The organism is Nocardioides oleivorans (assembly GCF_004137255.1).
GTDB classification, from domain to species: Bacteria; Actinomycetota; Actinomycetes; order Propionibacteriales; family Nocardioidaceae; genus Nocardioides; species Nocardioides oleivorans.
Genome location: NZ_SDWT01000001.1, coordinates 677404 through 691246 on the forward strand (window position 1 = coordinate 677404; position 13843 = coordinate 691246).

The 13843-nt window shown below is 69.0% G+C and carries 8 protein-coding genes; all 8 read right to left on the reverse strand.

Features of this window, described 5'->3' with window-relative positions; genetic code table 11:
- Nucleotides 1–44 precede the first annotated feature (44 nt).
- The 8 genes from EUA93_RS03295 to EUA93_RS03330 all read right to left on the reverse strand — a co-directional run bounded on the left by EUA93_RS03295 (nt 45) and on the right by EUA93_RS03330 (nt 13839).
- A complete protein-coding gene (locus EUA93_RS03295; protein ID WP_129398704.1) occupies nt 45–608 on the reverse strand; it encodes a DUF4232 domain-containing protein in 564 nt (187 codons plus the stop codon).
- 111 nt (nt 609–719) lie between these two features.
- Nucleotides 720–4568 carry a DNA-directed RNA polymerase subunit beta' gene (locus EUA93_RS03300; RefSeq protein ID WP_129398705.1) on the reverse strand — a complete coding sequence of 1283 codons (3849 nt, stop codon included), beginning with the start codon at nt 4566–4568 and terminating at the stop codon, nt 720–722.
- Between the two features lie 90 nt (nt 4569–4658).
- Nucleotides 4659–8240 (reverse strand): DNA-directed RNA polymerase subunit beta, encoded by a 3582-nt coding sequence (gene rpoB / locus EUA93_RS03305; protein WP_129398706.1) that lies wholly within the window; start codon nt 8238–8240, stop codon nt 4659–4661.
- A gap of 257 nt (nt 8241–8497) precedes the next feature.
- Nucleotides 8498–9355, reverse strand: coding sequence for a J domain-containing protein (locus EUA93_RS03310; RefSeq protein ID WP_129398707.1), 858 nt, complete (start codon nt 9353–9355; stop codon nt 8498–8500).
- Nucleotides 9352–9951, reverse strand: coding sequence for a hypothetical protein (locus tag EUA93_RS03315; RefSeq protein WP_129398708.1), 600 nt, complete (start codon nt 9949–9951; stop codon nt 9352–9354). Before EUA93_RS03315 ends, EUA93_RS03310 begins: the two co-directional genes overlap by 4 nt.
- Nucleotides 9952–9959: 8 nt before the next feature.
- Complete coding sequence (locus EUA93_RS03320; protein ID WP_129398710.1) at nt 9960–11249, reverse strand: MCE family protein; 1290 nt, start codon at nt 11247–11249, stop codon at nt 9960–9962.
- Nucleotides 11246–12688: an MCE family protein gene (locus EUA93_RS03325; RefSeq protein ID WP_129398712.1), complete on the reverse strand. Its 1443-nt coding sequence runs from the start codon at nt 12686–12688 to the stop codon at nt 11246–11248. Before EUA93_RS03325 ends, EUA93_RS03320 begins: the two co-directional genes overlap by 4 nt.
- The gene (locus EUA93_RS03330; protein ID WP_242497220.1) at nt 12685–13839 is read right to left on the reverse strand and encodes an MCE family protein; all 1155 of its coding nucleotides are present in this window, start codon (nt 13837–13839) and stop codon (nt 12685–12687) included. The genes EUA93_RS03325 and EUA93_RS03330 overlap by 4 nt, the downstream gene beginning before the upstream one ends.
- Between the last annotated feature and the right edge of the window lie 4 nt (nt 13840–13843).

The window sequence follows — 13843 nt, forward strand, 5'->3', positions numbered from 1 at the left end:
ACTTTTGTGTGTGCGTCAATCAAAAGATGTCGGCGTCTCGGCAGTCAGGACCGGAAGGCACGGTGCGAGATGAGGTGGATCGCGTCGTTGCGGCACCCCGTCGTGCGGTGCTTCACGAACTGCGACTCGGTCGAGTCCGGCACGTAGACCCGGAAGCCGTCCACCGGCGTCGGCCGGCAGCGCCCGCGCGGGTAGTTCACGGCCACCGTCTCGTCGACGGCGCTGGTCGTCCGCTCCCCCGGCTGGAGCACGACCCGGGCGCCGGCCGCACCGTCGCGGTCGGCGGCGGCCCCGACCTGGGTCCCGTCACCCCCGCCGACGTACGACAGCCCACCGAAGCCGCGGACCCAGCAGGTGCTGTCGCTGGTGTTGCGCAGACGGAGGACGCCGAAGCGGTGCCCGGCGCCGGCGCCGCGCGCCCGGTAGTCGGCCGACAGGTCGGCGTCGGTGCACTCGGGCGTGGCGGCTGCAGCGCTGGTGGTCGCGACCCGGGTCGGCGGGCTCGCGCCTGCCGGCTGGGAGCCGTGCAGGTGCAGCGACGTCGCGAGGAGCACGCCGCAGAGGGCGAGCATGGACCAGAGGGATCGGTGCCAGAGGGATCGGGCCATGGGATCCAGTGTGCGTCGGGCGCCCGGGCCGCCCAAGGGCCCACATGCGCCGGACCCCGGCCCCCCACGAGGGGAGACCGGGGTCCGGGCTGGGCGTGCTACGACCTCTGATCAGTTCTGGTAGGAACCAAAGTCGAAGTCGTCGAGTGCGACGGCCTGCGACGACGGACCGAAGTCGTAGTCGTAGGAGTCGTAGCCGGTGACCGAGTAGGCCGCGGCGCGCGCCTCCTCGGTGGGCTCCACCCGGATGTTGCGGTAGCGCTCGAGGCCGGTGCCGGCCGGGATGAGCTTTCCGATGATCACGTTCTCCTTCAGGCCACGGAGGCTGTCGGAGCGGCCGTTGATCGCGGCGTCGGTGAGCACCCGGGTGGTCTCCTGGAAGGAGGCCGCCGAGAGCCACGACTCGGTCGCGAGCGAGGCCTTCGTGATGCCCATGAGGACCGGGCGACCCGAGGCCGGCTTGCCGCCCTCGGAGACCACGCGACGGTTCTCCTCCTCGAACCGCACCCGGTCGACCAGGTCGGACGGGAGCAGGTTGGTGTCACCGGACTCGATGACCGTCACCCGGCGCAGCATCTGCCGGATGATGATCTCGATGTGCTTGTCGTGGATCGACACACCCTGGGAGCGGTAGACCTCCTGGACCTCGTCCACGAGGTGCTCCTGCGCCTTGCGGACACCCAGGATGCGCAGGACGTCCTGCGGGTCGGGCGTACCGGAGGTGATGTGGTGGCCCACCTCGATGTGCTGGCCGTCCTCGACGTTGAGGCGCGAGCGCTTCGAGACCGGGATCTCCTGCGGCTCGGACCCGTCGTCGGGGGTGACCACGACGACGCGGGCCTTGTCGGTCTCCTCGATCTTGACGCGACCGGCAGACTCCGAGATCGGCGTACGACCCTTGGGCGAGCGGGCCTCGAAGAGCTCGACCACACGGGGCAGACCCTGCGTGATGTCGTCCGCGGAGGCCACACCACCGGTGTGGAACGTGCGCATGGTCAGCTGCGTGCCGGGCTCACCGATGGACTGCGCGGCGATGATGCCGACCGCCTCACCGATGTCGACCAGCTGGCCGGTGGCCAGCGAGCGGCCGTAGCACTTGGCACACGTGCCGGTGCGGGCGTCGCAGGTCAGGACCGAGCGGACCTTGACCTCGGTGACGCCGGCAGCCACGAGCTCGCCGATCTTGACGTCGCCGAGGTCCTCCCCGGCGGCGGCGAGGACCTCGCCGGTCTCCGGGTGGACGACCTCGACCGCGGCGGCCCGGGCGTAGGCCGAGGTCTCCACGTGCTCGTCGTCGATGCGCTTGGGCAGGCCACGCTCGGTGCCGCAGTCGTCCTCACGGATGATGACGTCCTGCGACACGTCCACCAGACGACGGGTCAGGTAACCCGAGTCGGCGGTGCGCAGCGCGGTGTCGGCCAGGCCCTTGCGGGCACCGTGGGTCGAGATGAAGTACTCGAGCACCGACAGGCCCTCACGGAAGTTGGCCTTGATCGGGCGCGGGATGATCTCGCCCTTCGGGTTGGCCACGAGACCACGCATGGCCGCGACCTGCCGGATCTGGTTCATGTTTCCGGAGGCACCCGAGTCGACCATCATGTAGATCGGGTTCTTGCGGTCGAAGTTGGCCTCCATCGCACGACCGACCTCGGCAGCAGCCTGGGTCCACAGCTCGATGAGCTCCTGACGACGCTCGTCGTCGGTCATCACACCGCGCTCGTAGTTCTTCTGGACCTTCTCGGCCTGGGCCTCGTAGCGGCCGAGGATCTCGACCTTGCTGTCGGGCGTGGTGACGTCGTCGATCGAGACGGTCACACCCGAGCGCGTGGCCCAGTGGAAGCCGGCGTCCTTGAGGGCGTCGAGCGAGGCAGCGACCTGGACCTTGGTGTAGCGCTCGGCCAGGTCGTTGACGATCGCGCCGAGGCGCTTCTTGCCGACCTCCTCGTTGACGAAGGGGTAGTCGCCCGGGAGCGTGTCGTTGAAGAACACCCGGCCCAGCGTCGTCTCGAGCAGGATCGCGGTGCGCTCCTCCCAGTCGGCACCCAGCTCGAGGTCGAGCGGGGGCACGATGTCGTTGAGACGGATCCGGACCTTGCTCTGCAGCGTGATCTCGCGACGGTCGAAGGCCATGATCGCCTCGGACGGCGTCGAGAAGACGCGGCCCTCGCCGGGCTCCCCGTCGCGGTCCGACGTCAGCCAGAACAGGCCGATGATCATGTCCTGCGAGGGCATGGTCACCGGACGGCCGTCCGAGGGCTTGAGGATGTTGTTGGTCGACAGCATCAGGATGCGGGCCTCGGCCTGCGCCTCCGCGGAGAGCGGCAGGTGCACGGCCATCTGGTCACCGTCGAAGTCGGCGTTGAACGCGCCGCACACGAGCGGGTGGAGCTGGATGGCCTTGCCCTCGATCAGCTGCGGCTCGAAGGCCTGGATGCCGAGGCGGTGCAGCGTCGGTGCGCGGTTGAGCAGCACCGGGTGCTCGGTGATGACCTCTTCGAGGACGTCCCAGACCTCGGCCCGGACGCCGCGCTCGACCATCCGCTTGGCGGACTTGATGTTCTGCGCGTGCGAGAGGTCGACGAGGCGCTTCATGACGAACGGCTTGAACAGCTCGAGCGCCATCTGCTTGGGCAGGCCGCACTGGTGCAGCTTGAGCGTCGGGCCGGACACGATGACCGAACGACCGGAGTAGTCGACGCGCTTGCCGAGCAGGTTCTGGCGGAAGCGACCCTGCTTGCCCTTGAGCATGTCGGAGAGCGACTTCAGCGGACGGTTGCCCGGGCCCGTGACGGGGCGGCCACGACGGCCGTTGTCGAAGAGGCTGTCGACGGCCTCCTGCAGCATCCGCTTCTCGTTGTTGACGATGATCTCGGGAGCACCGAGGTCGAGCAGGCGCTTGAGGCGGTTGTTGCGGTTGATGACGCGGCGGTAGAGGTCGTTCAGGTCGGAGGTCGCGAAGCGGCCACCGTCGAGCTGGACCATCGGGCGCAGGTCCGGCGGGATCACCGGGACGGCGTCGAGCACCATGCCGATGGGCTGGTTGCCGGTCTTGCGGAAGGCGTCGACGACCTTGAGGCGCTTGAGGGCGCGGACCTTGCGCTGGCCCTTGCCGTTGGCGATGGTGTCGCGCAGCGACTCCACCTCGGCCTCGATGTCGAAGTCCTGGAGGCGCTTCTGGATCGCCGTGGCGCCCATGAAGCCCTCGAAGTACTTGCCGAACCACGTCTTCATCTCGCGGTAGAGGAGCTCGTCGCCGAGCAGGTCCTGCACCTTGAGGTTCTTGAACGTGTCCCAGACCTCCTCCAGCCGCGCGATCTCGCGGTTGGCGCGGTCACGGAGCTGGTTCATCTCGCGGTCGGCACCGTCGCGCACCTTGCGCTTGGCGTCGGCCTTGGCGCCCTCGGCCTCGAGGGTGGCGAGGTCCTCCTCGAGCTTCTTGGCGCGGTCCTCGACGGAGGTGTCGCGGCGCTTCTCGAGCCGCTCGCGCTCCAGGCCGACCTTGTTCTCGAGGGAGTCCTGGTCGCGGTGACGGGCGTCCTCGTCGACCGAGGTGATCATGTAGGCGGCGAAGTAGATGACCTTCTCGAGGTCCTTCGGCGCCAGGTCGAGCAGGTAGCCCAGGCGCGAGGGCACGCCCTTGAAGTACCAGATGTGGGTCACGGGAGCGGCGAGCTCGATGTGGCCCATGCGCTCGCGGCGGACCTTGGAGCGGGTGACCTCGACGCCGCACCGCTCGCAGATGATGCCCTTGAAGCGCACGCGCTTGTACTTGCCGCAGTAGCACTCCCAGTCCCGCGTGGGACCGAAGATCTTCTCGCAGAAGAGGCCGTCACGCTCGGGCTTGAGCGTGCGGTAGTTGATGGTCTCGGGCTTCTTGACCTCGCCGTGGCTCCAGGTGCGGATGTCCTCGGGAGTGGCCAGGCCGATCTGGATCTGTTCGAAGAAGTTAACGTCGAGCACGATGGCTGCTGTCCTTCGTTAGTACGTGGAAAGTTGAGCTGGGGACTGGTGGTGGGGGTACGCCGACCGTGGCCGGCGTACCCCGTGCACTCAGACTTCTTCGACCGAGCTGGGCTCGCGGCGGGAGAGGTCGATGCCGAGCTCCTCGGCCGCCCGGAAGACGTCTTCCTCGGCGTCCTTGAGCGAGATGGCGGAGCCGTCCTGCGACAGCACCTCCACGTTGAGGCAGAGCGACTGCATCTCCTTGACGAGCACCTTGAACGACTCAGGGATGCCGGAGTCGGGGATGTTCTCGCCCTTGACGATGGCCTCGTAGACCTTCACACGCCCCGGCACGTCGTCGGACTTGATCGTCAGCAGCTCCTGGAGGGCGTAGGCAGCGCCGTACGCCTCCATCGCCCAGACCTCCATCTCGCCGAACCGCTGGCCGCCGAACTGGGCCTTGCCGCCCAGGGGCTGCTGCGTGATCATCGAGTAGGGGCCGGTAGAGCGAGCGTGGATCTTGTCGTCGACGAGGTGGTGGAGCTTGAGGATGTACATGTAGCCCACCGCCACCGGCTCCGGGAACGGCTCGCCCGTGCGACCGTCGAAGAGGGCGGCCTTGCCGTCCTCCTTGACCATCCGCTCACCGTCGCGGTTGGGGAGCGTCGCACCGAGCAGGCCGGTGATCTCGTCCTCGCGCGCACCGTCGAACACCGGGGTGGCGACCTTGGTGTTCGGGTCGGCCTTCTCGGCGCCGATCTTGATCAGGCGCTTCTTCCAGTCCGACTCGCCCTTCTCGCCGGAGAGGTTGAGGTCCCAACCCTGCTTGGCGAGCCAGCCGAGGTGGAGCTCGAGGATCTGGCCGATGTTCATGCGTCGCGGCACACCCAGCGGGTTGAGCACGACGTCGACCGGGGTGCCGTCCTCCATGAACGGCATGTCCTCGACCGGCAGGATCTTGGCGATGACGCCCTTGTTGCCGTGGCGTCCGGCGAGCTTGTCACCGACCGAGATCTTGCGCTTCTGGGCGACGTAGACGCGGACCAGCTGGTTGACGCCCGGGGGAAGGTCGTCGCCGTCCTCGCGGTCGAAGACCCGCACGCCGATGACCGTGCCGGACTCACCGTGGGGCACCTTCATCGAGGTGTCGCGCACCTCGCGCGCCTTCTCACCGAAGATCGCGCGGAGCAGGCGCTCCTCGGGGGTGAGCTCGGTCTCGCCCTTGGGCGTGACCTTGCCGACCAGGATGTCACCGGTGGTGACCTCGGCGCCGATGCGGATGATGCCGCGCTCGTCGAGGTCGGCCAGGCCCTCCTCGGAGATGTTCGGGATGTCCCGCGTGATCTCCTCGGGGCCGAGCTTGGTGTCGCGGGCGTCGACCTCGTGCTCCTCGATGTGGATCGAGGTGAGGACGTCCTCCTGCACCAGGCGCTGGCTGAGGATGATCGCGTCCTCGTAGTTGTGACCCTGCCAGGGCATGAAGGCGACGAGCAGGTTGGTGCCCAGCGCCATCTCGGCGTCGTCGGTGCAGGGACCGTCGGCGATCGGCGTGCCGACCTCGAGGCGGTCACCGGCCTTGACCAGCGGGCGCTGGTTGATGCAGGTGCCCTGGTTGGAGCGACGGAACTTGGCCATCTTGTAGGTCTGGTAGGTGCCGTCGTCGTTCATCGTCTCGATGGCGTCGGCGGACACCTCCTTGACCACACCGGCGTTGTCGGCCACGACCACGTCTCCGGCGTCGACGGCGGCGCGGTACTCCATGCCGGTGCCGACCAGCGGGCTGTCGCTGGTGATCAGCGGGACGGCCTGGCGCTGCATGTTGGCACCCATGAGGGCACGGTTGGCGTCGTCGTGCTCGAGGAACGGGATCAGGGCCGTCGCGACCGACACCATCTGGCGCGGCGAGACGTCCATGTAGTCGACCTCGTCGGCCAGGATCGCGTCGACCTCGCCGTCCTTCTGGCGGACCAGGACGCGCTCCTCGGCGAAGCGCATCTTCGCGTCGAGCGGGGCGTTGGCCTGCGCGATGACGTAGCGGTCCTCGTCGTCGGCGGTCAGGTAGTCGATCTCGTCGGTGACGACACCCTTGACCACGCGGCGGTAGGGGGTCTCGACGAAGCCGAACGGGTTGATCCGACCGTAGGAGGCCAGCGAGCCGATCAGGCCGATGTTCGGGCCTTCCGGGGTCTCGATGGGGCACATGCGGCCGTAGTGCGACGGGTGGACGTCACGGACCTCCATGCCGGCGCGGTCACGGGACAGACCACCGGGACCGAGGGCCGACAGGCGACGCTTGTGCGTCAGGCCGGCGATCGGGTTGGTCTGGTCCATGAACTGGCTCAGCTGCGAGGTGCCGAAGAACTCCTTCAGCGCCGCGACCACGGGGCGGATGTTGATCAGGGACTGCGGCGTGATGGCCTCGACGTCCTGGGTCGTCATCCGCTCGCGGACCACACGCTCCATGCGGGCCAGGCCCGTGCGGAGCTGGTTCTGGATGAGCTCGCCGACCGTGCGCATGCGGCGGTTGCCGAAGTGGTCGATGTCGTCGGCCTGGACCTTGACGGGAGAACCGTCGGGGCCCTCGACGACGTTGCCCTCGGCGTCGACCAGGTCAGGAGCCTCGACCTGGACACCCGCGGCGTGCAGCTGCACGACGTAGCGGATGGCGGCCACGACGTCGTCGATGGTCAGCGTCTGCTGGTCGAACGCCTCGTGGAGGCCGAGCTTCTTGTTGATCTTGTAGCGGCCGACCTTCGCGAGGTCGTAGCGCTTGCCGTTGAAGTAGTAGTTGTTCAGCAGCGTCTGCGCAGCTTCGGCCGTCGGCGGCTCGCCGGGACGGAGCTTGCGGTAGATGTCGAGCAGCGCGAGCCGGGTGACCTCGTCGTTGACCTGCTCGGCGGTGGGGGCCTCGCCCCGCGCCTTCTTCTGCAGCTCCTCGTGGACGACCTCGTAGCGGACGCTGTCCTTCTCGAGGGTCAGCATCATCGACTCGTACTGGCCGAACTCCTCGCGGATCTGCTCGGTGGTCCAGCCGAGCGCCTTGAGCAGGACGGTGACGTTCTGCTTGCGCTTGCGGTCCAGGCGCACGCCGACGAGGTCGCGCTTGTCGATCTCGAACTCGAGCCAGGCGCCGCGGCTCGGGATGAGCTTGGCGGTGTAGATGTCCTTGTCGGACGTCTTGTCCGGGGTCGACTCGAAGTAGACGCCGGGCGAGCGCACGAGCTGCGACACGACGACGCGCTCGGTGCCGTTGATGATGAAGGTGCCCTTGCGGGTCATCATGGGGAAGTCGCCCATGAAGACCGTCTGGCCCTTGATCTCGCCGGTCTCGTGGTTCATGAACTCGGCCGAGACGTAGAGCGGTCGGGAGTAGGTGAAGTCCTTCTCCTTGCACTCCTCCTCGGTGTACTTCTCGTCGAGGAAGACGGGGTTGTCGAAGGAGAGCATCATCGTCTCGGAGAAGTCCTCGATCGGGGAGATCTCCTCGAAGATCTCCTGCAGACCGGTCTTCTCGGAGACGTCCTCACCGGCGGCCCTGCGGGCTGCCACCTCCGCTTCCCAGCGCTCGCCACCGACCAGCCAGTCGAAGCTGGAGGTCTGGAGCGAGATGAGCGGGGGAACCTCGAGAGGTTCGGTGATCTTTGCGAAAGAGGTGCGACGGTGGTTACCAGCGGAGCTGCGCGCGGCCAAGAGGTGTCCTCACAAATGATCCAAGTGATCTCGGCGCCGGCCGACCACCACGACAGCCGTCCGGAGGGCGTCGGGCATCTGAGGGCAGGCGCAAGGACCTACGGTAGCGGAAAGTTGGACACGCCACAAACGCGGGGCCCGTTTCAGGTGCACTGCCCGGAGGACAGTTCCACGCGTTGGCCACGACTATGAACCGCCGAGCGGCCCCGGTCAAGCAGAACGCGCCGATTCGCGGCGTCCTGTGGACGACTCGTGGGCTATCCCTGGACCGGTGAGGTGACGAGGTCGTCGACCAGCCACTCCCCGTCGACGAGCTGCATCGACAGCGTCACCTGGTCCTTGTAGACCACCGGCTCGGAGCTCAGCTTGTTGGTCGTGGGGCGGTCCACGAAGACCAGCACCTGCACCCGGTCGGCGCCGGCGCGCACGATGCCGGAGGCGACCACCTCGGCGCTCACCTTCGTCTGCGTCTGGGGTGCGTTCTCCTCCAGCACCGTGAAGAGCTTGTCGTACTCCTCGCGGTAGCTGCCGGTCATGAGCGCCTGCGCGGCGCGCTGGTCGTCCGCGAGGTGCTCGTAGTCGTAGGACAGCACGGGCACGACGGCGCGCTCGGCCGCGACCTGCGCGTCACGGGCGGCGGAGCCACCACCGTCGCCGTCGTCGCCGCCGGTCCACATCCAGGCCGTGACCGCGATGAGGCCGGCCGCCACGACGGCCAGGCCGGCGAGCAGCCACGACGGCACGCCGCCGCCAGCGCCGGTCGAGGAGGGTGCGACGACCTCGTCGGTCGCGGAGGGTGCAACGACCTCGTTGGCCGAGGAGGGCGCGCTCGCGCCCGTCACGAGACCCGGCACCGGGGTGGCGGCAGACTCGAAGACCGGGGCGGCGGGCCACTCGTCCTCGACCGGGTCGTCAGCCAACACCGGGTGCTCGGCGTCGTACGTCGCCCGCGCGTCGGCGTCGAGCAGCACCCGAGCGGCCCGGTTGAGGGCGTCGAAGCGCCGGTCGCCCGGCTCGAGGTCGGCGGTCCGGGACTTCCAGGCGGCCCGGATCTCGTCGGCGGTGGCGTCGCGGTCGACGTCGAGGAGGTCGTACCAGGTGGGGACGTCGCTCACGGCGTGCTCCCCTCGGACGGCGTCTGGCTCGACGTGCCGTCCGAGCCGGTGCCGGTGCCGTCGTCCGGCGAGCTCACCGGGGTGAAGTCGTCGACGAGCCAGTCGCCGTCGATCCTGACGAGGTCGACGGTGAAGCGGAAGGGCAGCGGCTCCTGGTCGACCGTCCTGGCCTTCGCGCCCTCGCCCTGGGTGTAGCTGTCGGTGAAGGCGCCGGCCACCAGCACGCGGGCGGAGTCGTCGTCGACGGACGACACGGCGGTGGCGAACACGTCGGCGCTGCGGGTGATCCCGCCCTGGGCGACCAGCTGCTCGGCCGTGGCGACCTCCTTGTCGAAGTCGGCGGCGAACTTGGGCGTGATCACCTCGCGGACCTGCGCGCGGTAGTCGGGCATCTGGCCGGACCCGTCGAGCATGTCGGGGCTGTAGGTGCCGAGGCGCTTGACGAACTGGCTGGTCAGGCTCATCACCTGCTCGCGCTCGGCGGGCAGGTCGAGCCCGCCGTCGGCCTCCGCGCGCGAGCCGGTCGAGAGCCAGACGACGAGACCGAGGCAGACGACCACGACCAGCGCCAGCACGGCGGCCAGCGCGGTGCGCACCCGGGGGGTCAGTCGCGTGCCAGCAGGGGCTGGAGGTAGAGCCACTTCCACGTCTCCTCTCCGAGGCTGGCCGGGGCCACGCTACCGCCGCGCTCCAGCCGCTCGATGGCGGCGGGATCGGAGGTCAGCGTCCCGGTGTCGGGGTCGTAGGCGAGGTCGGCCGGACCCCACCCGGTCGCCGCGCGCGGCGCCTGGATGTTCTGCGCACCGCGGGCGTTGGTCTCCGAGGCGGGAGCCGTGCACCGGGTGTCCTCCTTCATCGGCCGGTCGCTGCCGTCCTGCGGCGGGCGGCGGTCGGTGCCCTCGTAGCCGGCGTGGCAGACGGTGGGGTCCTGGGTCAGGACCAGGCCGAAGTGGGCGTCGTACAGCCCGGTGCCCGGCGACTTCGACACGACGGTGAAGCTGCCCTCGACGACGTAGGGGTAGATCACGAGCAGCTGCTCGATGCCGTCGAGGTGCTTGACCACGACCTCGCCGGTGGTGACGAGGTTGTTGATCAGGTCGCCGAGCTCGACCTCGTTGTCCTCGAGGAAGGTGCGCAGCTCGTTGGCGCCGAGCGAGCCGTCCTCGATGAGCGAGCGGAGGTCCTTGTCGTGGTCGGCCACGGTGGTGGTGAACGACGACAGGTCACGGGCGAAGCGCCGGAACGCGCGCTCGGAGTCGGCCTGGCCGTCGAGCACGGTGTTGGCGTTGCGGATCAGGTCGACGGTGACGTCGAAGTTCTGGTCGGCGGCGGTGATGAAGTCGTTGCTGGTGTCGAGGATCGTCTGGAGGTCGCGACCGGCTCCGCCCAGGGCGAGCCCGAGCTCCTGGGTGACGGTGCGCAGGTCGTCCTGGTCGAGGCTGGTCACCGTCTCGTCGAGGTGGGTCAGCAACGTGTCGGTCTGGATCGGGGTCGTCGTGCGGTCGCGGGCGATCTCGGAGGCGTCCTCGAGGTAGGGGCCCCGGTCGGTCTGCGGCTGGAGCTCGACGTACTGCTCGCCGACGGCGGAGCGGTTGCCGACCAGGGCGTGCGCGTCGGCCGGGATGTCGTCGAAGTCGTTGTCGATGTCGAGGAGGAGGTCGACCCCGTCGTCGGTGAGGACCAGCTCGCTGACCTCGCCGACCCGGACGCCGCGGTAGGAGACCTCCGCGCCCTCGAAGGCGCCACCGGAGTCGGCGAAGTGGGCGACCACGGTGTAGCTCTGGTCGACGACGAGCCGGTCGAGGCGGGCGTAGCGAGCACCGACGTAGCTGACGCCGATCATCGTGATGAGGGCGAAGACGAGCAGCTGGAGCCTGGTCCGACGGGTGATCATCGTTGCACCATCCCGGGGATGAGGAGGCTGACCAGGGCCGGGTCGTAGCGGTCCATCAGGTCGCCCACGGTCGGGTTCCCCGGACGCGGCTCCTCGTCGGTCCCGGCGCGTCCCAGCCCCGGCAGGGTGGGCAGCAGGGTGGGCAGCAGGGTGGTCGGGATCGGCAGCGTGGGGCCGGTGCTGGTCGGGCTCTGGGTCGGCGTGCCGGGCAGCGTCGGGAGCCCGGGGATCAGGTTGAGCTCGCGGCAGATGTCCTTGTCGCGGTTCTCCGACTTCTGGCACTCCTCGCGGAGCCTGGTCAGCTTCTCGAGGTTGGTGAGCACCTTCTGGCAGGCGGCGCTGGTGAGGTCGCCGCTCTGCAGGCAGGCCAGGACGTCGCTGATGATGATCGTCGGGTCGATGACCGTCGGCAGGTTGGTCGGCAGCGTCGGGGTGGCGCTGATGCCGCCGAGCAGGTCGAGGTCGAGGGTGATCGACAGGTTGGTGTAGTCGCCCATGTGCAGGTTGCGCGCCACCTGCGGGTCGCGGCCGACCACCTCGTCGACGAACGGGTAGGTCAGGAAGACCTGGAAGGCGTTGGTGAAGTCGTCGCCCGAGGCGGCGAGCTGGCTGAGCACCGGGTCGAGCCGCTCGAGCGAGGTGATGGTCGCGCCCTTGGACCGGGTGATCACATCGACCGCGACCGACGACAGCTGGTCCAGCGCCTGGAGCATCTCGACGAGGTCGTCGCGCTGGCGGTTGATCGAGTCGAGGGCGCTGGGCAGCTCGTCGAGCGCCTTGTCGATCGTGGGCAGCTGCTTCTCCGCCTCGATCGCGAGCCGGTTGAGCTTCTCGATCGCGTCGACGATGTCGGCCTTGTTCGTGTCGAGCTGGCCGGTGAACTCCCGCAGGTTGGTCAGCAGGCTGCGCGCGGAGTCCTCGCGGCCCTCGAGCGCCTTGTTGAGCTCCTGGGTGATCGTCTTGAGCTGGGCGACGCCGCCGCCGTTGAGCAGCAGGCTGAGGGCGCCGAGCACCTCCTCGACCTCCGGGTTGCGACCCGCCCGTGCGATCGGGATGGTGGCGCCGTCGCCGAGCCGGGCCGCGATGGCGCCCTCGGCCGGGGCGGACAGCTCGACGAACTTCTCGCCGAGCAGGCTGGTCTGGCGGAGCTCGGCGATGGCGTTGCCCGGCAGGTCGACGTCGCGACGGACCTCCATCGTCACGAGCGCCTGGTAGCCCTCGAGGTCGATCGCGGTCACCTTGCCGACGCTGACGTCGTTGACCTTGACCGTCGACTGGGGGACGAGGTCGAGCACGTCGGCGAACTCGACCTTGATGGTCATCGGGTCGTCGCCCACGTCGGGTCCGCCCGGCAGCGGGAGGGAGTAGACGCTGGCGTCGCACGACGAGAGCGCCAGCGCGCCGAGCAGGCAGAGCACGAGGGCCTTGAGCCGGTTCACTGGTCCACCTCCACGAGACCGCCGAGGGTGGGGTCGAAGACGTCGCGGGCCGGCAGCTTCGTCCGGCCGCCCGCGCTCAGGGCGCCCGGCCGCGGGTTGTCGAGCAGCCCGGTGATGGTGTTGCACAGCTGCTGGGACCGGTCGGCCTGGTTGACGAACCCGCAGAGCAGGGCGGCCGGGTCGAACCGGATCTGGTTGATCGCCTCGCCGAGGTTCGCGCGGGTGTCGAGCGTGCCCGCCTGCGGGTTGTAGGTGAGCGCGAGGTTGTTGAGCGCGGCCGGCGCGGTGTGCAGGATCTCGTCGAGTGCGGCGCGCTGGCGCACGAGCACCTTGGCCACCCGGTTCACGCCGGTGATGTTGCGGCTCAGCGAGTCCTTGTTCTCCTCGACGAAGCCCTTGACCTCGGTCAGCGCCGTCGAGAGGTTCTTCACCGTCGCGACCAGCTCCTCGCGCTCGCCGTCGAGCATCGTCGACACGTCGGCGAGCGACTGGTTGAACCGGCGGACGGTGGTGTCGTTGTCGGCCAGCGTCTCGAGGAAGCCGTTGAGCGCCTCGACCGAGCCGAAGAGCTCCTCCTTGTTGCCCGAGAGCGTCGAGGTGAGCCGCGAGAAGTCCTGGATCGTCTGGCGGAAGGTCGTGCCCTGGCCGCCGAAGTTGTCGGCGGTCACGGCGAGCAGGTCGGACAGCGCACCGGTCTTGTTGGCGCCGCGCGGGCCGAGGGCGACGTTGAGGCGGTCGAGGCTGTCGTAGATCTGGTCGAGCTCCAGCGGCTGCGAGGTGCGCTCGAGGCCCAGCTCGGCACCGTCGGCGAGCACGTCGCCCGTGCCGGGGTAGGCCGGAGTGAGCTGGACGTAGCGGTCACCGACGATGGACGGCGCGATGATGACCGCCTTCGCGCCGGCCGGCAGCTGCACCTCGTCGTCGTACGTCATCGTCACCGTGACGTCGGTGCCGGTCGGCTCGACCCGGGTGACGGTGCCGACCGGCACGCCGAGCACGCGCACGTCGCTGCCCTCGTAGACCGAGATGGTGCGCGGGAAGTGGGCGACGACGGTCCGGCCGGAGCCGCCCCCGCCGAGGACGCTGACGGCGGCCGCGACGACGAAGGCCAGCACGACGAGCGGGACGAGGAAGCGCCTCATGAGGTCCATGCCA